Source organism: Thalassotalea fusca, assembly GCF_053485835.1.
Genome location: NZ_JBQRUN010000005.1, coordinates 35,331 through 57,311 on the forward strand (window position 1 = coordinate 35,331; position 21,981 = coordinate 57,311).

Consider the following 21,981-nt stretch of genomic DNA (forward strand, 5'->3'; position numbering starts at 1 on the left):
CCTAAGCTTACGCTGTTTTTACGTCGGTGTTGAAGTAAGACTTGCCTGACGCCGCCATTTCACGCATACCATCAGTCACTTGATAAATTTCACCTAAATGCGCGAATTTATCGGCCATTTCAATGAACTTATCTAAACCTAATGTTTCTAGGTAACGAATAGGGCCACCTCTAAACGGAGGGAAACCTAAGCCGTAAATCAAGCCCATATCTGCTTCAGCGGCGGTATCTACTACCCCTTCTTCCAAACAGCGTACCACTTCATTCACCATTGGGATCATCAAGCGAGCGATAATTTCATCAGCTGTGAATTCTTGCTTGTCGTTTGTAACACTTGCAAATAGCTCATACGCTTTTTCTGCAGGTGCTTTGGTTGGACGACCTCGCTTGTCTTTTCCATGGTCATAGAAGCCGGCACCATTTTTCTGGCCAAAACGCTGTTCACGATATAACAAACTCACAGGATCATTTTCAATCTTCTTCATGCGAGTTGGGAATCCAGCCGACATGACGCCTGTGCAATGATCTGCGGTATCAATACCCACAACATCAAGTAAATAAGCAGGGCCCATAGGCCAGCCAAACTGTTTTTCCATCACTTTATCGACGGCAGTGAAATCAGCACCTTCAAGTAATAATTGACTAAAGCCCGCAAAATAAGGGAACAATACGCGGTTTACGTAGAAGCCTGGGCAATCATTAACCACAATCGGTGATTTACCCATTTTAGCGGCGTACGCTACTACCGTAGCAACAGTTTCGTCGGAAGTTTCTTTACCACGAATGACTTCTACTAATGGCATTTTGTGCACTGGGTTGAAGAAGTGCATGCCGCAGAACTTGTCTTTGCGCTTAACGCTTTCCGCCAGTAAATCAATTGAAATCGTTGAAGTGTTTGATGCAACAACAGCATCATCTGCTACCTGTGCTTCTACTTCGGCTAGGACAGCTGCTTTCACATTTGGGTTTTCAACTACCGCTTCGACCACAATATCAACATCTTTCACGCTGTCATAACTTAAAGTTGGCGTAATGTTGTTGAGTACTTTAGCCATCTTTTTCGCGTCCATACGACCACGCTCAACTTGCTTACTCAGCAAACCTGCTGCAGTAGTTAAGCCAAGATCAAGCGCATTGTTGTTAATGTCTTTCATGACAATTGGTGTACCTTTAGACGCAGACTGATAAGCGATACCACCGCCCATAATACCTGCGCCTAAAACAGCTGCGCGCTCCACTGATTTGGTAGCGGTTTTGGCTGCTTTTTTCGCTTTGCCTTTGATCACCTGATCGGCCATGAACAAACCAATTTGTGCCGTTGCGGCTTCTGTTTTTGCTAATTTGGCAAAGCCCTGATTCTCAAGCGCCATCGCACCAGCACGATCTAATCCTGCCGCAGCTTCAATCGTATTTACCGTCAGCATAGGTGCCGGATAGTGTTTGCCCGCTTTTGCTGCAATCATGCCTTTGCAGGTGTTGAATGTCATCACTGTTTCAGTAGGGGACAATTTCAACGGCTCAAGCTTAGGCTGGCGTTTAGCGCGCCAGTCTAACTTACCGGCAATCGCGTCTTTCAACATTTTAATGGCTGCCGAACGTAACTGCTCAGGTTCAACTACAGCGTCTAATACACCCACAGCAAATGCTTGTGCTGGCTTATGCGCTTTACCTGTCGACATCCACTCAATCGCATTATCAGCACCAATTAAACGTGGTAAACGAACCGTACCACCGAAACCTGGCATCAAGCCCAATTTGACTTCAGGCAAGCCAATAGAGGCTGTGGTGTCTGCGATACGAAAATCACAGGCGAGTGTCATCTCACAACCACCACCTAAGGCAAAGCCATTAATAGCTGCGATAGTTGGTAATTGAATATCTTCAAATGAATCGAAAACGTCAGAGGCTTTTTTCACCCAAGGGATTAGGGCTTCTTCTGGCTGCTTGAATGTTTCTAAGAATTCGGTGATATCAGCGCCAACGATGAAAGCTGATTTACCTGAAGTAACGAGTACCCCTTTTGCTTCGCTACAATTATTAATTGCATTTACTACTGCAATGTATTCTTCAAATGTTGCCTGATCGAACTTATTTACTGAACCTTCAGCGTCAAATTTAAATTCAACGATACCGTCTTCCAGTAACTCGGCAGAAAGGCTTTTGCCCTGAAATAACATGCCTGTCTCCTCACATATTTTTGGGTGAATTTTCGGTTGTTATTAATAATAGTCGACTGAGTGTGCCTTGAAACAAAATGAAAAGCAAATATTTTAAACGGGCGTTTTAATCGAACGTATCAAACTAAACAACTCGCTATGAATATAAAGGGCTAAGCTTATGGTGAGAGTAATAAGTTGCTTGATTCGCTATGAGATAAATTAAATAGAAAAGCCGAATTCATCGGCTTCTCCTGTGCATTCTCGCTATAATCGCATTAATCACTTTGCAGCGCATCAATTGGATCAAGCTTCGACGCTTTTACCGCTGGATACACACCAAATACAACCCCTACCATTGCACATATTGAGAACGACAGCACAATGGCACCAAGCGACCAAGATACTGCCCATTCCGAATAAAATGAGATCAGCTCTGACAGTAAAATACCAAATACCACCCCTAGTATTCCACCAAGAATCGAAATCGTGAAACTCTCTGCAATAAATTGTGTTTGGATGTCTTTTTGCGTTGCACCGATGGCTCTCAGCAAGCCAATTTCTTTAGTGCGCTCTAATACCGTTGCCAGCATGATATTCATGATACCAATGCCACCAACAAGCAACGAAATACCCGCAACACACGACATCACGATATTGAATATCTGCTGGGTTTGCTTTTGCTGTGCGAGCAAAGCCGCAGGCACAATTAACTCAAAATCGTTGACGTCATTGTGTCGCCTGGTCAACAAGTGACTTACAGCCTGTGCAGCTTTTACTGGGTCTACATCTTTGCTCACTTGTAATTTCAAACTAGACACTTCGCTTTCGAGCAACTTGCTTGGAAACTTATGGATAGCAGTAGTTAATGGCACAAAAACCCGATGCTGTTCACCGCCAAGTTTTATCCCTTGAAACTCCTCTTTTTTCAGGTAAGGACGCTGCAAAACCCCGACCACTTCAAACCATAAGTGATTAATTTTGATATATTGCCCAATGGCATTTCCCATTGGGAACAGTTGGTCTGACATTGCCGCGCCAATAAGCGCGACTTGTGCAAAATGGCGGTCATCCGACACATTTAACACGCGCCCTTCACTCACCTCATACGCAGACAGTTCAAAAAAGTTTGGACTAACGCCAACGGCCTCGCCATCACTTTTACCGTGTGCACTAAAGATAGAGTATGTATCAATGACTTTTTCCGCACTGTACTGCTCAATGAAAGGCAATGACTCTACACTCACTTCACCATCGCGAATTGACAGCCCAGATGAATGCTTACGCTGCTCCTTTAGCTCTTTTTCTTCAAAGGATTTGGCTTCAACAATCAGGTTTTGCAAGCCCATGGTATCGATCATTTTCAGCGCCTCACGCTCAGCCCCCTCACCGATATTGAGCATGGCAATGACGGCTCCAACACCAAAAATCATCCCCAATAAAGTTAACAAGGTCCTTAGTTTGTGTTGGGCAAGTTCTGCACAAGTATCTTTTAGCATGTTAAGGTATTTCATGACCCTTGCTCCATATTTGTTAACGCGATTTCTTGCCCTTCGCTTATGCCATTTACCACTTCTACCACGCTTAAGTTAGCGATACCGAGTTCGACCTGAACTTTGTTAAAATCACCATTTTGATATACATAAACAAAATGCTGATTTTCAGCGGTGTGAATACTTTGCAGCGGCACCACTAGCTTTTCACTCGCGGCATGAACACCAATGGTTGCAGCAAGTTTTCGACCCGGCACAAATAGCGATGGGGCTTGCTCTGCTAGCGTCACCGTTACCTCGTAATATTTTCTTGGATCGCCACGTTTGATGGATTTGGGATACGTAGCGACTGATTCAATAGTTCCTTTGAATTCTTTGTCTGCATGAGCATTCAAATAAAAAGTCACTTCTAGCCCCTCTTTCAGCCCAATAGCCTCGCTTTCAGCGACATGCAATTTAGCTTTCATGTCACTAACATCCGGAAGCTCAGCGATTTTTTGCCCAGGCCATAGGGATTGTCCAGCGCGTGGTTTTTCACCACGCCAGTTTGCTTTGTATGCTAACAAGCCATCATGTGGTGCCAACACTTCCAACTGAGTGAGTCCTTCTGCGAGTTGATTGATTTTTGCCTGATGCTGTTGTTGTTGCATGTTGAGCAAACCTATCTCACCTTCAGAACTTTCGCTAAAACTTTCATTCTTCCATTGAAGGTACGCTTGCTTGGTGCCCAGATATTCCTTGTTCTGCATCGATTCAAGAATATCGAGTTTTGAGCGTATGCGGATATCTTCAATAGAAAATCTATCAGCAAAGTCTTTTTCTTTGTCAACAACCCCAATGTCTTTATTAATAATGGACAACTGTTGCTCTAACGCACCGTTTTTTTCCAAGATATCTTGTTCAGTAATTGCCAGCTCATGTTGTTTCTTTTGGCTTTGAACCTGCATTGCCTCGCCATCGAATCGTACGATTACATCGCCCTTTTTCACGCGGGAAAATTCAGGGGCAAGCCATGCAATATTTTGTACACCGTTACTGGTGATAGGCGTAGTGATCACCGTTGCCTTGGCGGCAAAAAGCTCACCTTTTGCGGGCACATTCACCGCAACAGTCTGTTTGTTTACTTGGTAAACCAGTGGTTTTTCAACGCTATCAGAACAGGCACTCAAGCCAATGAAGATAATGCTCGCAACCACACTTTTTAGACGAGTTTTCACAGCACTATCTCCTCATTCTCTTTCAATCCCTCGCTGACAATAGCGCTATTACCTACGACTTGCTCAACTTTGATAGTTCGCTGTTCACTAGAAAAAGTTGAATTTACGGTAACCATCGGCTGCTCATCTTGATAGCGAATGCTATCGGCTGGAATCGCCAAAACGTTATTTAGGGAATTAGTGATAATTTCAATACGGGCTGACATACCCGGTCGAGCAACAAAATCTTCTGTTGGCGAAAACGATATGATTGCATCGACTATTCGTCGTTTGTCTTGATAAGATTTATCGCGAAAAACTCTGCCCAAACTTTCAACTTTGCCATTGAACGCATATTCTTGCGCACCATCTACAACGACTTTGACTAGTTGCCCTACTTTCACTTTGCCACTGTCAGGCTCGTTGATTTGCGCTTTAATTTGCATTTCTTCAATAACCGAAAGCTCAATAACTGGCTGGCCAAATTGCACACTCTCTCCTACCGCAGGCTTTTCCCCCTGCCAATTGGCTTTGTAAATCACCATACCGTCTATTGGTGCGACGACTTTAAGACGCTCCATATCGTGCAGTAGACCGTTAACTTCAGCGGTAAGTCTATCGACTTTTCCTTGCGCTAGCTTGAGGTTAAGTTTGGTATTTTCACGATGAAACTTCAGTTTTTCATTTGCAAGAAATAGATCATTTTCGGCAATGGTAAAATCTATTGCTACTTTCTTACGGTCATTTTCCGAACGACTGTTATCAACAATTTCTGCCCGTCGTTTTGCTTTTTCGTATTCCATGTCCATTTCAGCAGCCGCAAGGACAAGTTCTTCTTCAGTTTCTTCTTCTTTAAGTCGTTTGTTTTCAAGTTCTTTTTGTGCGCGTTCTAGTTCAGATTTTTTGTCAGTTAGTGAGTCACTAACTGTTTTATCATCAAACGACACCACGGCTGTTCCCTTAGTCACTTGGGTATTCTCGGGGATCAAGAAGTTAATTTTATATTGCCACATGCGCGAAACTGATGGTGGCGCTATGATTGCTGTAGTTTTTGATTCTAACTCACCACTCGCATTGACCACTACGTCCAAAGATTTGCGCTCAACTGTGGTGATATTGTCTTCGCCACAGCCTACAAGTAAGAATAAAGAAATTAGTATAGCTTTTCTCATGACGCAGCTCCTGCTAATGCTATTTGAACGCTCATGCCAGGAACGAGTGAAATATCCGGTTGGCGCTCAAATTGGAACCTAACCCGATAGTAAACGTCATTTCCCCAATCTTTTCTCTCTTCGGGTTGCGTCGAAATTTCATCTATGCTCGCTGAAAAAGTATGTGCAGGATACGCATCTAGTTTTATCGCGGCTTGTTTGCCTTTTATCATGTGCTTGTAGTCAACTTCATGCACCCAAGATTCAATGTATAAACCATTCATTGAAGGAATCTCGGCGATTTTCCATGAGGGCTGAGCTGTCATACCAACAAATACTTTTTCACCATTCCAAGGATGGTTAGCATATAGTACAGGGCCACTGCGCTCTGCGCTGAGACTCATTTTGGCAAGTCTTGCTTCGTTATAACGCAAGCTTTCTTCCAGCTTTAATACCGTAATCTCTTGCTTCTTAATATCGACCTGATTTTTGATCTTAGTTTGCGCGAGTTGCTCTTTAGCTTTGGCATTGGCCACTACCGCCTTTTCATAGTTGAGTTGATTTTGCTCATAATCATACTGGCTTATATGTTCCTGCCCTATGTTGGCGTCTATTTTCGCTTTCTCTAACAGCAGTGCGGTGCGCTTTTGCGCAAATTCGCTTTCTAACATAGCTTGTTTTGCCGAACTTTTAGTACGATGAAGTTCTTCTTTCGCTGCATGCAAACTCACCTTTTCTTGCTCAATCGTATTTTGGATCATGCCACTGTCAAACACGACCACGAGCTCGCCTTTTTCTGCTATTTCTCCTTCAGGTTTCATCCACTGTACTTGTACTTGCCAAGTATCACTCTTTGGCGCATAAAACGTTTGATTGTCACTTGCCTTGATCTGCCCTGTTAGTACAACAGGCGTTGAGGCACTGCAGTTAAAGATAAAAAGTAGAGAGATAAGTGATATTACGCGACCTGACACAGGCTATCCTCCATAATTTGACCATCCTTCATGCGTATCGTACGTTGGGCATATGAAGCAATATCATCTTCATGCGTTACCATCACGATGGTCTGTCCTTGCTTATGTAAATCACAGAGTAAATCCATAATTTCATATGAAGTTTTAGAGTCTAAGTTACCGGTTGGTTCATCCGCAAATATCACACTAGGCCGGTTAACCAGCGCCCTTGCGATTGCAACACGCTGGCGTTGCCCCCCAGACATTTCAAATGGCTTATGATGCCCACGTTCAGTTAAACCAACCTTTGCCAACATTTCTGCGCCGCGCTCTTTCGCCTCTTCTGGTGATGTGTCGGTATAACGCAGTGGCAAAATCACGTTTTCGAGTGCAGTCAATCGAGGTAACAAATGAAATGTTTGAAATATGAATCCAATCTTTTGATTACGAATGCGGGATAGTTCAATATCATCCATGGCTTTTACAGAGTTTCCATCAAGCCAATATTCGCCCGATGTTGGTGAATCCAGACATCCCAATATGTTCATCAGAGTCGACTTACCTGACCCAGACGTTCCCATGATGGCAACAAATTCATTTTTGTTAATCTGTAATGACACATTAGACAATGCATTCACTTGCGTCTCACCCGATCCATAGTGGCGATTGACATGTTCAATTTTTATCATTGAACCTCCTTTTGCTGCTGTCGTTTGTTTTATTTCTTATTTTTCTTATACGTCTTATATTGCTAATATTTGACGCCAAGTATTCGTGTTAGAATCAATATAAATCGCCTCATTTATCATTACAAGGTGAATCACGTGTGAAGCAAGCTAAAATGTAACAAAATTTTTATTTATTGTTCACATATATTTCGAGCTGAATACCGCCTTGCTACATTATTGATTTTACTAGCGTTAACCATGACCACAACGAAGGGGTTTTAGGGAACATACTAATGAAGCTGTTAACAAATTTCACGAATAAACCTGAAAACCTGCTACTTGCTATGGCGTTTATTTTGCCACTCGTCTTTTCTGTGTGGATGGTATTGCTCAATAACTTTGTTGTTGAGAAGGCCGCGTTTACAGGTAAAGAAATTGGCATTCTACAAAGCCTACGTGAAATCCCTGGCTTTTTGGCATTTACTGCTATCTATGTTTTATTGTTTATCAAGGAGCAAAAATTAGCTGTACTATCTCTCGGCATAACGGCTTTTGGTGTTGCAATTACAGGTTACTTTCCTACTGAGTATGGCTTGTATATTACTACCATAATCATGTCGATTGGCTTTCATTATTACGAAACTGTCAATCAATCACTGACAATGCAGTGGATGAAAAAAGAAGAAACTGCGCACTTTATGGGACGCATGTTAGCCGCGAAATCAGCGGCCTCTTTAATTGCATTTGGCTCAATTTACCTATTGATGGATACTTGGGCGTGGAGCTACCAAGCCACCTACCTATTATTTGGTGGCACCGCACTAGTAATGACGTTGTTTATTGCTATGAGCTTTAAATCTTTTCCTATCACTCACGAGCAACACAAAGGAATTGTATTGAGGAAGTCCTACTGGCTGTTTTACGCACTCACATTTTTTAGCGGTGCGAGAAGGCAGATCTTTGTGGTGTTTGCGGGCTTCTTGATGGTGGAAAAGTTTCATTATAGCGTGGCTGAAATTAGTCTACTGTATCTCATTAACTACGTGTTCAACTGGTTGTTTGCTGCAAAGATAGGCAAACTAATTGGCATAATTGGCGAACGCACTGTACTACGAATTGAATATATAGGATTGTTCATTCTGTTTATCGCGTACGGCTTGGCCGAAAACGCTACATTAGCCGCTGTTCTCTATGTGATTGACCACCTGTTTTTTGCTTTGGCGATTGCCATAAAAACTTACTTTCAAAAGATAGCGCAACCACAAGATATTGCCGCAACAGCAGGGGTGAGTTTCTCAATTAATCATATCGCTGCCGTTTTCATTCCGGCGTTATTAGGGTTGGTATGGTTAACCAACCCTTCTTGGGTATTTTATGTAGGTGCTGGATTTGCGCTGTGTTCATTGATTTTGTCTTCACTAATACCGGTAAATCCTGAACCGGGCATTGAATTACGACATAAAGAACTCAAGAAGTTATCTTCAACAGTTAACTAGCACCAATAAAAAAGCACAATGAAATCATTGTGCTTTTTATTTCAGCTTGCATTGCAACATTCAAGAAAAATCGAATAACAATGAGCAATGTAACCTAACTGTTATCCTTTAAGAAAGCTAAAAATTCGTCGCTAGGCATGGGTTTAGCATAGAAGAATCCTTGCACTTCGTGACAACCTTGCGCTTTTAGATGTGCTTGCTGCTGCTCGTCTTCGATACCTTCAGCGATAACCTTGAGGTTCATCTGCTTGCCTAAATTGATAATCGTGTCGGCGATCAAAGATTCGCCCGGTTGAGTAATATCGGTAACAAATGATCTATCAACTTTTAGACGATCTAAAGGAAGTTTTTGTAAATAGCTGAGAGATGAATACCCCGTGCCAAAATCATCTAGTGCGATACTGATGCCTTCACGCTTTAAACGAACTAAAGCATCGATAACCACTTGCGGCTCATCCATTAAAATGTTTTCAGTGATTTCCAGTTCAAGTTTGCTGGGCTGCACTTGATGCTCTTTAATAGCCCCAATAATATTATCTACAAAGTTATCACGCTTGAATTGCGGAATAGACACATTTACCGAAATGCCAACATGATCATAATTTTGCTGCGTTAGTTCTTTAATTTGCTTACATGCTTGATGAATTACCCAATCACCAATGTCAATAATCAACCCAGAGTATTCGGCTAATGGAATGAAAACGGCAGGTGATATAAATTTCCCGTCAACTGTTTTCCAACGTAGCAGTGCTTCCGCCCCAATTACTTTACCAGTTTCTAAACTTAATTGTGGCTGATACCATAGCTCTAGGCGACCTTCAGCAAAATCTGTACGCAATTGACGGATCTTGTCGAGACGCCATAAAGTCTTCTCTTCCATTTCACTTTTGTAATAGACAAAATGATCTTGGTGGCTCTTTTTGGCAAGATTAAGTGCAATGTTAATTTGATTAAGAATTTTAACGCCGCGAGTTGCCGCATCTTCCTTAGTACATAAACCAATGGTGGCATTGATAGGTAAGAATTGCTCACCAGCAGAAAACGGCTCGGTAAATAAGTCGACAAGTTTTTCCGGCGTAACACAATCATTCGGGCCAATAATGCCGAACACATCGGCACCAACTCGAGCAAACTGGCAACGTTCCCCTAACGCTTTCAAGCGCGAAGTTACAGCCATGAGTAGCTGGTTACCTACATCTTGTCCTAAGCCGTCGTTGATATCACTAAAGTGATTGATGTCGATTAGTCCTGCTACTAGATTGTTGTCTTGGCTTTGGCCAAATTCATCGAGTAAATTAACAAACTCAAGACGATTTGGTAAGTCGGTCAGCCAATCTTTGTAAGCCGCATTGCGTAGTTTTTGAAACAAATGAACATTTTCATAACCAACGGCAATATTAGTCATGAACACTTCAAGCAACTGACGTTCAATATCCGATAATGCGCCAATTAATTCTAAATAAACAACCGCTCTAAAACCACCGCTGCTAAGGTAAAGCGCAACACCACCTGATTCATATTGATGCTGTTTGTGCTGAAAACACGTAGAAATTTGATTTTGTACAGATAAGTTTTTAAGCGTATCTAGTTTCTGACTCACTAGAATTGATGACAATCCTTGCTGGCCTAGAATGTACAGGCTTAAGTCGTCCGCGCCTTCAACAATACCTTGCCCCCGCGCGCAGAACACACTGGTATTTGCCGTTACCAGTTTATTAATTTGGGTCAGAACGCCCTCAGCAAATTCGCGTACAGAATGCAGTTCAAGTAAATCAGCCGATGAGGCAATGATTTTTTCTAAGCCTGTGCGGTTTTGGGTAACGGTATCAATTTGTTGGTAAGAGCGGATAGCAGCGTAAACTGTGGTAACGAGTTTTCGGCGGGTGAGTTCTGTTTTAGTTTTGTAATCGTTGATGTCGTAATCTTTAATTACGCTCTCTTCCGGCGCATACCCAGGCTGCCCTGTTCTAAGAACAATACGAATATCTTGGCGCAGCAACGTTTCTCGAATATGTTTAACAACATTTAGGCCCGCATCGTCAGTTTCCATGACAACATCGAGTAGCACTAATACGATATCATTGTGCTGCTCAATCAGCTGGCAAGCGTCTCTACCTGAATACGCATGAATGTATTCTAACCGCTTACCTAAAACGACAAGGTCAGACAATGCTAGCTGAGTTACTGAATGTATCTCAGGGTCATCATCGACTATCAGTACTTTCCATGTATCCGCGCCCGATTCATCAAGAATTTCATCTTCGTCACTATCATCGATAAACAAAAAATCGTCGTTAGTATCTTCAGAAACCTGCATATTGCCCTCAAAACCCAATACGAAATTGGCCTATTATCAAATCGTAAAAGTAACGAATATTTTTATGAATTTTAGTGTACTATCTTCTACATAATAAGAGTCACTAAAACATTATTCAACAAAACAATACAATAAAATGAATTCTATCAATGGTATGTTAACTATCAGTAAAGTTTAGTGGATATATTGCAATTGATCACTATTGTAAATAAAGATAATTATTTTTTAGGCTCGACCCCAAGAAATAATAGGCGTAGCATGCAGTAAAGCGAATTATCTCGACGGTTACTGGTAGCGAAAAGGAGTTATGATGAAAGTTACCCCGCCCAAGACAAACACTCCAGTAGTTTCAAGCACAGATGGCGATAGTAAAACAGAGGTTGTCACTCAGGCCACACAACAAACAACCGATCGTAAAACGAATAGTCACTCAACTCAGATGCAGCTATTATCGCTAGCCCGAACATTCGCTCTTGACGGGGGCATGTTGGAACAACAAAAGCAAATGCCGCTCGAAGATCGCGCCTCAAAGCGTGCGCGAATTAGTCGATTACGCAAACAACAAAACCTTGAATCCATTGTTCATAAAGCTATCCCGTATTGTTCTACCGAAGAAGCTGCTGAACGCGCCGATCCTGATTGGTTTTCTCAGTTTACCAAGCTTGCTGAAGACATAAGCAGCAACGTCATGCAAGATCTCTGGGCGAAAATTCTGGCAGGCGAACTCTCACAACCGGGCGCTTTTTCGATAAAAACCCTCCAAGCATTTAAGACTATGAGCATTCATGAGGCAAAATTACTAGCCAAAGCTTGTCACTTGTCTGTAAGAGATAACAGAGGAAAGAATATTCGTATCATTTCTGGTTGCTATCAAATTCCTGGGTTACTCAATTTTTTCGATAAACAGAGAGAACAAACGATAAATTTGAGTCAACGTGGCTTTAGCTATAGCGATATATTGACGCTCGCGGATAACCATTTGCTATATGAGCAAGAAACTGAATCTTCACCTATGGCTAAAGAAGAAGCGGTTAATTTCAACTACAATGGCCAAAATTTGTCGTTGGTTACCACAAAATCCGACTGTATTTTGCGTTTTTATAAATTTACACCAATAGGCGTTGAATTGGCGCGACTAATATCAGATAGTCCTGATTCGGATTACCTGAGCTTGCTGAAGCATCACCTGCAGCACCATTTTTCGATTACGTCTTAGTTAAATATTGTCAGGGCGTGAACAAACATTCCCCCTTCGATACGTCGTGCCTCCTACTCAAGGCGAACGGAATAAAGCTAGTTTAAGTCATCCAGTCTAATACATACTCTCGTTCGATCCTGAGCTCGTCGAAGGGCCTGTACATCGACGCTCCTTGCCATCCATGGCACCACGTCATACCTTAACCGTTCGATCCTGAGCTCGTCGAAGGGCCTGTACATAAAAGCCGAGGCAGGTGTACTGGCTCGGCTTTCTATTCTATTAACTTAGTGGCTAAATACCACCACCATCGGTATGTAGACCACACTCACGTGCCAATCCGGCAAAGCGCGTGTCACTTTCATCCATCCCCAGAGTTAACGGGCGGGTACTATGCGTGTCGCCAACCGAAACATAACCTTTGTCCCATAACGGGTGATAAGGCAACTTGTGCTTGGTTAGATACTCATGCACATCTTTGTTTGACCAATTGATAATTGGGTGCACTTTAAATCGACCGCGTAAAATACTAACAACAGGTAAGCCTTCACGATGTGACGTTTGCTGTCGGCGAACACCTGAAAACCAAGTGTTAGCGTTTAGTTCGCTTAAGCCTCGCTCTAATGGCTCTACTTTATTCCGACGATTATAGGCCTTTAACGAGTCTGAATCTCTGCTCCATTCTTCACCGTATTTCGCCATTTGCCACGCGGCACTTTCTTTGGCGCTATATACATGAAGATTTAGATTCAGGCGCTCTGTTAATTGCTCAATAAATTGATAGGTTTCGGGAAACAAATGCCCAGTATCAGTTACGATCACGGGGATATCAGCATCCACTTGAGTCAACATATGCAGCATTACAGCCGATTGAATACCAAAACTCGATGATAAAACAAAAGCGCCAGGGAGATTTTCCATCGCCCACTCTACGCGCTCTGTCGCACTTTGTTTTTCAAGTAACTCATTCCATTGATTTAACCACGGCTCGGGAAGAGATGCTGGAAAACGATTATTAATTGCCACTTTAGTCATGGAAATCTCGCTTACTTACTTTCACTTCTTGAATAACGCCGGCACGAATCACGAAATCACCAAATGCTTCATTTTCGTCACGTTCGGCTACCCACTTACCGATTAAGCTATCCAGCTCCTCGATAATTGCTTGCTCTGTCATGTTTTCTTTATACATTTTCGGCACACGGGTTCCCCCAATATTGCCCCCTAAATGCATGTTGTATTTGCCAGGACCTTTACCGACTAAGCCTACTTCCGCTAGCATCGCACGGCCACAGCCATTAGGGCAGCCAGTAACACGCAAGATAATATGCTCATCAGGGATTTTGTGCTTAGCCAACAATCCTTCAACGTCTGTTACTAATCCCGGTAAATAACGCTCAGCCTCAGCCATCGCAAGTGGACACGTTGGAAATGCCACACACGCCATTGAGTTTTTGCGCTGTTCACTTGTTGACGCATTCATTAAGCCATGCAGTTGAGCAATCGCTTCAATCTGCGCTTTTTGCGCTTCTGGAACACCCGCAATGATCAAGTTTTGATTGGCTGTCATACGGAAGTCACCTTGGTGAACCTTCGCTATTTCCGCAACACCTGTTTTTAGTGGTTTACCGGGGTAATCAAGCAAACGACCATTTTCAATAAACAACGTTAGGTGATACTTGTTATCAATCCCTTTTACCCAACCAATGTTGTCGCCACGACTAGTAAATTCATAAGGCTTGCTTTGAGCAAATGCGACACCCGCGCGTTTTTCTACTTCCGCTTTAAATACGTCAGTACCAACGCGATCAAGCGTGTACTTAGTTTTCGCATTTTTACGATTTACACGATTTCCCCAGTCACGCTGTGTAGTAACCACTGCAGCCGCAACGTCTAGTGTTTTATCAAGCGGAATGAAACCAAAGTCATCGGCTTTTCTTGGGTAAGTAGACTTATCACCGTGGGTCATTGCAAGACCACCACCAACAAGGACATTGAAGCCAATCAACTTGCCATTTTCGGCAACTGCCACAAAGTTCAAATCATTAGCGTGTACATCAACATCGTTTTGCGGAGGGATCACAACCGTGGTTTTAAATTTACGCGGTAAGTAATTACTGCCTAAGATTGGCTCTTCATCACCACCTTCAATTTTCTCACCATCTAACCAAATCTCTGCATAGGCGCGTGTTTTTGGTAGTAAGTGCTCGCTGATTTTCTTCGCCCACTCGTAGGCTTCCTGATGTAACTCAGATTCAACCGGATTCGTAGTACATAGTACGTTTCGGTTTACATCACCAGCAGTTGCGATTGAGTCGATACCGATCTTGTTCAACGTTTGGTGCATCAATTTAATATTCGGCTTTAACACCCCATGAAACTGGAAGGTTTGGCGAGTCGTTAAACGAATGCTGCCATACATTGTATGATCTGTGGCAAATTCATCGATCGCTAACCATTGCTTAGGCGTAATAATGCCGCCTGGCATCCGCGCACGAAGCATCACATTGTGCAATGGTTCAAGCTTTTGTTTAGCACGCTCAGCACGAATATCACGATCATCTTGTTGGTACATGCCATGAAAACGGATTAGCTGAAAATTATCAGCCGTAAAACCGCCGGTAATGGGGTCTTTTAGATCTTGTTCAATCGTGCCGCGTAAAAAATTACTTTCACGTTTTAAGCGTTCGTTATCAGCAAGTTTGCCTTCAACAACTAATTGTACTGCTTGGTTTTCGGTAGTCATTAATAAACGTCCTTCTGATAGCGTTTCGCGTTACGTAGTTCTTTCAAATAGTCAACAGCTTGTTCGTCAGACATTTGACCTTGTTCAGCAATTATCTCTGTTAATGCCTGCTCAACATCTTTTGCCATACGACTCATATCGCCACACACATAAACATGTGCACCACGCTCAAGCCATGCAAAAACGTCTTGCGCTTGTTCTTTTAAACGATGCTGTACATAAATTTTCTCTTTCTGATCACGAGAAAATGCTAAATCAATGCGCGTCAGCAAACCTGACTTGAGGTAGTTTTGCCATTCCACTTGATACAAGAAGTCTTGTGTAAACGTTTGATCACCAAAGAATAACCAGTTATCCCCTTGTGCATCTTGCGCTTCACGCTCTTGCATGAAGGCTCTGAACGGCGCAACGCCTGTGCCCGGCCCAATCATGATGACAGGTGTATTGCCGTCTTCTGGCAATCTGAAATTGTCGTTGTGCTCAACAAATACTTTTACCGTGCCACCTTCTTCTAGTCGTGAAGAAAGGAACCCTGACGCACCACCAATACGCTCCACATCATCTCGCTCATAAGAAACCACACCTACGGTTAAATGGACTTCTTCTTCCACTTCTGCCTGACTTGACGCAATTGAATATAAACGCGGTGTAAGTTTGCGCAATGCTTCAACGAAGCTTTGAGCGTCGATTGCTTTTGGTGCAACTTTGATTATTTCAACAATCTGATGGTTGCTCGTATAATCACGCGCCTTGGCTTTATCATTTAGCAATGCTAACAATGATTCATCGCTAGTGTGATTCGCCCAAAACTCAACGAAATTTACCGTTGACTGCGTTATTTCAAATTGGCTACGAAGTGCTTGTGCGATAGCCAAATTTTCATCACCGACCTTAATTTGCTCACTCGGTTTAACCTGAATCAATTCAAGGATCTCAGCGACTAATTCGTCATCATTTTCAAACCACACACCTAGTGCATCGCCCGCACGATAAGTTAATCCAGATTCACCTAGGTCAATTTCGATATGTCGAACGTCTTTTGCTGAGTCGCGACCAGTGATTTTCTGGCTCACGCTTAACTCGGCGGCATAAGGGTTAGTTTTGCTGTAAACACTTTCAGCCGCAGCAGTTGGCATAGGTACAACGTTACTTGCGGTTTGTTGCTCACCAAGTAGTTCTTTTGTTAGCGCTAAAACACCTTTCGACCACGTCTCTGCATCGCCGTCGTAATCTACGTCACAGTCAACGCGCGGTGAAATTTGTTTGGCGCCTAACTTGCTCAGGTATTCATCAAAATCTTTACCTGTTTGGCAGAAAAACTCATAGCTGCTGTCGCCTAGAGCAAGTACGCTGTAATGCAAATGATCTAACTTAGGGGCTTTTTTAGAACCTAAAAATTCATGCAATGCAATGGCATCATCAGGCGGCTCGCCTTCACCATTAGTACTGGCAACAATCAACACATGTGTAAGATTTTTGAAGCCTTTTGGCTTGATCTCACTCATATTTTTCAGTTCAACAGTTAAACCTAATGCCTGAGCTTGCTCTGCTACTGCCTTAGCTACGCCCTTCGAGTTCCCCGTTTGAGAACCATATAACACAGTCAAAACAGACGCTTCCTGAACAGCGCTTGCTGCAGCGACAGGCAACACGTTGCCAGCTTCACTTTTAGCTGCAAGATAACCACTTGCCCACGCCAACTGAAGTGGTGTTAATTTACTGGTTACGTCTTTTAACTGCGCCAGTTGATTGGCGTCTAACATCGTTTGATTTAAATTCTGTTGATCTGACAACATGCCGTCAATTCACCCATTACAAAATAATGATGCAAGAATAGACGTTTCCATTTAAAAACAAAAAGAATAGAAAAGGCTTTTTAATTCCAAAAAGGAATAAAAGTGTTCTCTATTTAAAAATGCTCGAAAATTCGGCAATTTGCCGAGAATATAATTTCGATGTATCAGAATATTTACAGCAAAAATAGCAAACAACAAATTAATGTTGGCTAAATATTTATTGCTTAGTGAAGGCAGTTATAACACAACGCTGCAATTTTCGTGTGCGGATAAGTACACTAATCGTACAAGATCGACCATTAGTCTAGTTAAACTAGTCAGCAATTGAATTCCTCGCTAAGATGCATCCGATTATTAGAAATGTGAACCTAACGCTCACAAATAAAAACAACCGGAATGTAAATATGAAAAAAACACTTGCGACATTATTACTAGCAACAACATTTTTGGCACCTGCCTACGCAGCTCACCCACAGTGTGGTGAAACTGAACTCTCTGGCATCATGGGTGACATGAAAGATGCGATGAAGGCATATAAAAAGGCGCTTAAAGAAAATGACACGTCAAAGCAGCTTGAAATAACAGGTAATTTGCTGACATTAATTGATCAAGGCAGTGAGTTAATTCCATTACAGATCTCTGACAACCTTTCGCTTACTGAAGAACAAAAAGGTTTAGTAGAAAAATACAAGAAAGGCATGAAAAAATTAAAAGATGCCGTTGTACAGCTAAGTGAAGCAAACAACCCAATGGCGAAAAAGGCTGCGTTAAAGCTTGTTGGCAGCGCTAGCAAGCAAGGCCACAAAGCATTTAAGATGGACTGTGACGCGTAATGTCATCGAGCAATAAGGTATGGGACGGATTTATCCGTCTCTTCCATGCCAGCCAAATTATTCTCCTAGGTTTATTATGGTACAGCGCAGACCAAGGGGATTTTGAGCGTCATTTTCAGTATGGATATGCCCTAATTGCACTTATAATCGCCAGATTAATCTGGGGCGTTATAGGCAGCCAAACGGCTCGATTTAGCCAACTAGCGTTACATCACAAGAAAGTAAAAGAATACCTGCGGTCAAAAACCAAGAACCATGACTATGTCAGCCACAATCCATTAGCTAGCTATATGGTTATCGCGTTGTTATTAAGCTTGTGCCTGCAGTTGACAACAGGGTTGTTCAGTACCGATGAAGTGCTTTATGAAGGTCCACTTTATAATTTAATTAATGACGAACTGGCATTGACATTAACGGCACTGCACAAACAAAATTTTGATTGGCTACTGATACTCATCGCCTTGCACGTGATGGCAGCAATTTGGCACCTATTCAAAGGCGAAAATATCATTAAAACCATTATCACGGGTCGATCGGATAAGCCGCGTCAAACGGCTGTGTTCTGGCGACCAAGCATCATTGCCATTAGTATTTGGTTGGTGACGTTTACCGTGATTTTTAGTCTGAATGGTTAACTACCCTTCGATACGTCGTACCTCCTACTCAGGGCGAATATTTTAACATTCGCACCAATCTATTTGGGGCCAGAGTCTGAACTAACTCAATTTGTGACCCCATATATATAAGAGCCTATTCTTGTATCTCTAATGATAACTTTCTGTTTTCAAAATCAATATAACTTATTCTATTTACAAGAATATCCTTCCCTAAAATGATATCACATATGCTGGACGTACCGCTTCTGAACAGTATAGGAATATCCCTAGGTTGACCAATCTCATTACCGTCCACAGCTAAAGTAATAAGATCTACTATTTTTCCCAATTGATTCATTTCACCATCTATTTCATTCGCTGATAGCTTTTTTATAGGCTTTTTTTCTATCAATTTGCGAACTTTCTTGTAAAACTTGGGCATCAATATAGACTGAGTTGCCCCAGTATCTATACAAAAATTACGACTCTTAAATACTTCTCCTTTTATAGTAATCTCACCGTCAAAAAACATATTTGCATCATCAATAAACAATTCTTTTTCATAGTTATGATCGGTTTCAAGACCATTTGCGAATTCGAGTAAAGCAAAATTAAGTAAATAGTCGATGCCTAGTAAATTATCTCCTAACCCAACAAAAGAAACAATTGGGTATCCATATTCAGTCTGTAGAATAGCAATTTCCGCACTTACATCTCTACCGCTATAAGTAGCTATTCCTGTTGTGAAAGAATTAGCTGAAATATTGGTAATAGTCGAATATCTAGCGGCGGTATCAATTCTAAAATTTATATCTACACCATCCACTCGTATTGTTGTTTCAAAATCATCAAAGAATAACTTTTTTTCTTTAGATAAGTTAGTATCACTGAAACGATGTTTCGATAAGTAATTTAAGAGTTGACTTTTTTCTTCTAGTGGGACTCGTACAAACCCAAGTTCTTCGCTACCTAAATACTTTCCGTTTAAGAAAGCTTCCAACACTCTTGAAGCACTCAAGTACTTTTTTTCATACCAAAGTTCATTTGTTTTGAAGTGTATGCAATTATAAGATATTGAAAACTTTGAACTACATAGTTTGCAGTCATTAATGTTTATCCTCTTACCTTTAATGTGATCAAGCCATAGATTGCCGTAACAAGAATCGATATTCATCAATTCATCTCTTTCACCGTAAAAAACTTGGTTTTCCGATGAATAAATTGCAAAGGAACTAAAGCTAATCAATATGATAGATTTTGATAACAGGTTCACAAAAGCGTGCCTTAAACTCGTTAGTGAATAACTCTTTGTCAATTTCATAAGCAATAATACTTTCTGATATATCTTGAGCCCTAATATGTGCATCTATCTTCCCTAATTCAGATAGCTTTTCTGCATTTTGGAAATCTATATTTCTGGCTTTATAAATGTCTATTGAATAGTTTCTATTAAAGTCTTGGCTAAAATTGAGCCCTGTGAAAGCAGCTGAATTAATTGTATTGCATACTTCTAAAGTGTGAGCATACTCTTCTTCTTTCCTATCTGATATTTTTATTGGTGTTTTTTGAGAATGCAAAATCAGGTGTGACAATTCATGAACAAGTTGATTTCTGATAGTTTTAAATGTATTAGCCGCACCATCTTTATTACATTCATCCAGCGCAAAGTAGATGTCTAACTCTTGATTGTCGGACAAACGACTATTGAAACTGAAACTTTTCCTATCTAGGATATATACATTGAACAAATATTCGTTACGAGGCAATAACTTATCGGCAAAAATGCGATCAATACTGTTCCAATTGAATATTTCACTGTCAAAACAATCTTTGATTCTACGCTCCACGTAAAAATTAGATTTAATCCATTCCTTTTCGACACTCAGTATTTTTATGGCGTTTTCTTTTGTGAATAAATTAGAGCGCCCATACTCTTGACCGGGTAAAGTAAATAACGAAGTTAGGCTAATATTCTCTTCTAAGCTCAAAAAGTGAGAAATTTTGGATTCATAATTACTTGGCGAACTTATTCTTGAGGAAGAACATGCACATACAAGAATTAATATTAGCGCTAATGAGAGACTTTCGGTTTTCATGACAATTAAAAAGCGTGACTAGTAAAAAGTCACGCACCAATTATTACTAATAATTTCCGCAATATGGTTGTTCTGGTGTTGGGTATTGTTCTCCAGGACATGCAGGAACACTATAAGTAAGACTGGACAATATACTATTACGCTCTTTCCATTTTGCAGCAACCAATACATCGTTTGCTGTTAAATTAGTTGTCGATGCAACCACTTCAACTACCACTTTATCCGCTATATCCACAAATTGTTGTGACCATGATTTAACCGATGAAGAGTTACTGAAAGTTAACACACTTCCTGACTTATTCAAACTGAACCTTTTAGAGTCCACTAAATCTCCTCCACTATAAACACTCACAATAGCCTCATTATTCTGGACTATTGTAAAAGTAGAATTAGGATCTTCGATAGTCAATGAATAGATACTAGGATCTAATCCCATCCAATCTTCATAACTAAACCCTGTTAGGCTCGCAATTAAATTTCCAGCGTTTCTAAGTAACCTAGCTCCAAACGTTACTTCCCCTTCAACCCATATTCTTTGTTCTTGTCCATTAGGAGTATTCTTGATTTCAGCTCCTCCTTTTACTTTCCCCCCCCGTTGAAGAACAGCCAGTTAAGACTATAACTGAAGAAAAAACTATAGTCGATAGTGTCTTTTTCACAATAGAATCCTTTTGCTTTATAAGTTATAAAATACAGTTCCCTCTGATTTTGGCTAAGTTAAATATGTCACTAAAACACTCTTCATGTGTATGCGTCAGTACCGTCAAAATTAACTAGGTTAAACGCACAAATATTAGCTAGCCATATTTAAGTTTTCACTTCCCATAAGGATAAACCACAGGAAACTTTCAGTTGTAAGACGCTCGTAAAACCATGAGCGTAACTAGAATCTATTAATCAAAAGCGTACGTATAGCCTATATTAGAAAGTATTAACAAATATTAGCATTTATAAAGAACTAATTTTTTAGATAAATCATTTAAATTCATAACAAGCCCCGAATATGCGACGTCGAGAACTTTGATAGTTACAACTATCGAATATTTAGAATTACTATGCCAATAACGCCATCAGCAAGTACTAGGTACTTCTAGTTAGGATTACTTAAAATGTTGCGCTATTGGTAAGTGATAAAATCACTTTAAATAACACTAGCCATACGATGGGGGGAAATTTACAAACGCTGTGTGGTTGAACTTCGAGCTTACATGTAAGAGAAGTGCAAATGTCTTAGGCATTTGAACTTTTCTTACAAATCAAAATCGAACTGGGGTCAGAATCAACTAAACG

17 protein-coding genes are annotated in these 21,981 nt (G+C 41.2%); 4 read left to right on the top strand and 13 right to left on the bottom strand.

Annotated features, from left to right (window positions below):
* Nucleotides 1-7 precede the first annotated feature (7 nt).
* From fadB to ACSLUK_RS07925, 6 genes are all read right to left on the bottom strand, one after another.
* A complete protein-coding gene (gene fadB, locus ACSLUK_RS07900) occupies nt 8-2,176 on the bottom strand; it encodes a fatty acid oxidation complex subunit alpha FadB (RefSeq protein ID WP_448548005.1) in 2,169 nt (722 codons plus the stop codon).
* A gap of 257 nt (nt 2,177-2,433) precedes the next feature.
* Nucleotides 2,434-3,669 carry an ABC transporter permease gene (locus ACSLUK_RS07905; RefSeq protein ID WP_448548006.1) on the bottom strand — a complete coding sequence of 412 codons (1,236 nt, stop codon included), beginning with the start codon at nt 3,667-3,669 and terminating at the stop codon, nt 2,434-2,436.
* Nucleotides 3,666-4,865 (bottom strand): efflux RND transporter periplasmic adaptor subunit, encoded by a 1,200-nt coding sequence (locus ACSLUK_RS07910; protein ID WP_448548007.1) that lies wholly within the window; start codon nt 4,863-4,865, stop codon nt 3,666-3,668. The genes ACSLUK_RS07905 and ACSLUK_RS07910 overlap by 4 nt, the downstream gene beginning before the upstream one ends.
* The gene (locus ACSLUK_RS07915) at nt 4,862-6,016 is read right to left on the bottom strand and encodes an efflux RND transporter periplasmic adaptor subunit (protein ID WP_448548008.1); all 1,155 of its coding nucleotides are present in this window, start codon (nt 6,014-6,016) and stop codon (nt 4,862-4,864) included. The genes ACSLUK_RS07910 and ACSLUK_RS07915 overlap by 4 nt, the downstream gene beginning before the upstream one ends.
* Nucleotides 6,013-6,969 (bottom strand): HlyD family secretion protein, encoded by a 957-nt coding sequence (locus ACSLUK_RS07920; protein WP_448548009.1) that lies wholly within the window; start codon nt 6,967-6,969, stop codon nt 6,013-6,015. The genes ACSLUK_RS07915 and ACSLUK_RS07920 overlap by 4 nt, the downstream gene beginning before the upstream one ends.
* Nucleotides 6,954-7,637: an ABC transporter ATP-binding protein gene (locus tag ACSLUK_RS07925; RefSeq protein ID WP_448548010.1), complete on the bottom strand. Its 684-nt coding sequence runs from the start codon at nt 7,635-7,637 to the stop codon at nt 6,954-6,956. The genes ACSLUK_RS07920 and ACSLUK_RS07925 overlap by 16 nt, the downstream gene beginning before the upstream one ends.
* Before the next feature lie 272 nt (nt 7,638-7,909).
* On the opposite strand from ACSLUK_RS07925, the gene ACSLUK_RS07930 reads away from it, so the two are divergent.
* Nucleotides 7,910-9,112, top strand: a complete 1,203-nt coding sequence (locus ACSLUK_RS07930) for an MFS transporter (RefSeq protein WP_448548011.1) — start codon at nt 7,910-7,912, stop codon at nt 9,110-9,112.
* A 94-nt stretch (nt 9,113-9,206) separates the two neighbouring features.
* On the opposite strand, the gene ACSLUK_RS07935 is transcribed toward ACSLUK_RS07930, so the two are convergent.
* The gene (locus ACSLUK_RS07935; protein WP_448548012.1) at nt 9,207-11,429 is read right to left on the bottom strand and encodes a bifunctional diguanylate cyclase/phosphodiesterase; all 2,223 of its coding nucleotides are present in this window, start codon (nt 11,427-11,429) and stop codon (nt 9,207-9,209) included.
* Between the two features lie 307 nt (nt 11,430-11,736).
* Here ACSLUK_RS07935 and ACSLUK_RS07940 point away from each other — a divergent pair, with 307 nt between their 5' ends.
* Nucleotides 11,737-12,645: a TIGR03899 family protein gene (locus tag ACSLUK_RS07940; protein ID WP_448548013.1), complete on the top strand. Its 909-nt coding sequence runs from the start codon at nt 11,737-11,739 to the stop codon at nt 12,643-12,645.
* A gap of 273 nt (nt 12,646-12,918) precedes the next feature.
* Here ACSLUK_RS07940 and ACSLUK_RS07945 read toward each other — a convergent pair whose 3' ends face one another.
* From ACSLUK_RS07945 to ACSLUK_RS07955, 3 genes are read right to left on the bottom strand one after another with little or no spacing between them, the layout of a single operon-like run.
* Nucleotides 12,919-13,659, bottom strand: a complete 741-nt coding sequence (locus ACSLUK_RS07945; protein WP_448548014.1) for a phosphoadenylyl-sulfate reductase — start codon at nt 13,657-13,659, stop codon at nt 12,919-12,921.
* On the bottom strand, nt 13,652-15,370 hold the full coding sequence (gene cysI / locus ACSLUK_RS07950; RefSeq protein WP_448548015.1) for an assimilatory sulfite reductase (NADPH) hemoprotein subunit: 1,719 nt from the start codon (nt 15,368-15,370) through the stop codon (nt 13,652-13,654). Before cysI ends, ACSLUK_RS07945 begins: the two co-directional genes overlap by 8 nt.
* On the bottom strand, nt 15,370-17,166 hold the full coding sequence (locus ACSLUK_RS07955) for an assimilatory sulfite reductase (NADPH) flavoprotein subunit (protein WP_448548016.1): 1,797 nt from the start codon (nt 17,164-17,166) through the stop codon (nt 15,370-15,372). The genes cysI and ACSLUK_RS07955 overlap by 1 nt, the downstream gene beginning before the upstream one ends.
* Nucleotides 17,167-17,570: 404 nt before the next feature.
* On the opposite strand from ACSLUK_RS07955, the gene ACSLUK_RS07960 reads away from it, so the two are divergent.
* Nucleotides 17,571-17,999 (top strand): hypothetical protein, encoded by a 429-nt coding sequence (locus ACSLUK_RS07960; RefSeq protein WP_448548017.1) that lies wholly within the window; start codon nt 17,571-17,573, stop codon nt 17,997-17,999.
* The gene (locus ACSLUK_RS07965; protein ID WP_448548019.1) at nt 17,999-18,634 is read left to right on the top strand and encodes a cytochrome b/b6 domain-containing protein; all 636 of its coding nucleotides are present in this window, start codon (nt 17,999-18,001) and stop codon (nt 18,632-18,634) included. Before ACSLUK_RS07960 ends, ACSLUK_RS07965 begins: the two co-directional genes overlap by 1 nt.
* A 115-nt stretch (nt 18,635-18,749) precedes the next feature.
* Here ACSLUK_RS07965 and ACSLUK_RS07970 read toward each other — a convergent pair whose 3' ends face one another.
* The 3 genes from ACSLUK_RS07970 to ACSLUK_RS07980 form a co-directional block, all read right to left on the bottom strand.
* Nucleotides 18,750-19,769: a pepsin/retropepsin-like aspartic protease family protein gene (locus ACSLUK_RS07970; protein ID WP_448548020.1), complete on the bottom strand. Its 1,020-nt coding sequence runs from the start codon at nt 19,767-19,769 to the stop codon at nt 18,750-18,752.
* Nucleotides 19,770-19,833: 64 nt separating this feature from the next.
* Nucleotides 19,834-20,691: a hypothetical protein gene (locus ACSLUK_RS07975; protein ID WP_448548021.1), complete on the bottom strand. Its 858-nt coding sequence runs from the start codon at nt 20,689-20,691 to the stop codon at nt 19,834-19,836.
* A 46-nt stretch (nt 20,692-20,737) separates the two neighbouring features.
* Nucleotides 20,738-21,016, bottom strand: a complete 279-nt coding sequence (locus tag ACSLUK_RS07980) for a hypothetical protein (protein WP_448548022.1) — start codon at nt 21,014-21,016, stop codon at nt 20,738-20,740.
* Nucleotides 21,017-21,981: the final 965 nt, after the last annotated feature.

Coding starts and splice junctions, on each gene's coding strand:
- ACSLUK_RS07935 (WP_448548012.1), bottom strand. CDS start 11,429: ATGCAGGTTTCTGAAGATACTAACGACGATTTTTTGTTTATCGATGAT.
- fadB (WP_448548005.1), bottom strand. CDS start 2,176: ATGTTATTTCAGGGCAAAAGCCTTTCTGCCGAGTTACTGGAAGACGGT.
- ACSLUK_RS07940 (WP_448548013.1), top strand. CDS start 11,737: ATGATGAAAGTTACCCCGCCCAAGACAAACACTCCAGTAGTTTCAAGC.
- ACSLUK_RS07915 (WP_448548008.1), bottom strand. CDS start 6,016: ATGAGAAAAGCTATACTAATTTCTTTATTCTTACTTGTAGGCTGTGGC.
- ACSLUK_RS07970 (WP_448548020.1), bottom strand. CDS start 19,769: ATGAATATCGATTCTTGTTACGGCAATCTATGGCTTGATCACATTAAA.
- ACSLUK_RS07965 (WP_448548019.1), top strand. CDS start 17,999: ATGTCATCGAGCAATAAGGTATGGGACGGATTTATCCGTCTCTTCCAT.
- ACSLUK_RS07925 (WP_448548010.1), bottom strand. CDS start 7,637: ATGATAAAAATTGAACATGTCAATCGCCACTATGGATCGGGTGAGACG.
- cysI (WP_448548015.1), bottom strand. CDS start 15,370: ATGACTACCGAAAACCAAGCAGTACAATTAGTTGTTGAAGGCAAACTT.
- ACSLUK_RS07955 (WP_448548016.1), bottom strand. CDS start 17,166: ATGTTGTCAGATCAACAGAATTTAAATCAAACGATGTTAGACGCCAAT.
- ACSLUK_RS07905 (WP_448548006.1), bottom strand. CDS start 3,669: ATGAAATACCTTAACATGCTAAAAGATACTTGTGCAGAACTTGCCCAA.
- ACSLUK_RS07975 (WP_448548021.1), bottom strand. CDS start 20,691: ATGAAAACCGAAAGTCTCTCATTAGCGCTAATATTAATTCTTGTATGT.
- ACSLUK_RS07960 (WP_448548017.1), top strand. CDS start 17,571: ATGAAAAAAACACTTGCGACATTATTACTAGCAACAACATTTTTGGCA.
- ACSLUK_RS07945 (WP_448548014.1), bottom strand. CDS start 13,659: ATGACTAAAGTGGCAATTAATAATCGTTTTCCAGCATCTCTTCCCGAG.
- ACSLUK_RS07930 (WP_448548011.1), top strand. CDS start 7,910: ATGAAGCTGTTAACAAATTTCACGAATAAACCTGAAAACCTGCTACTT.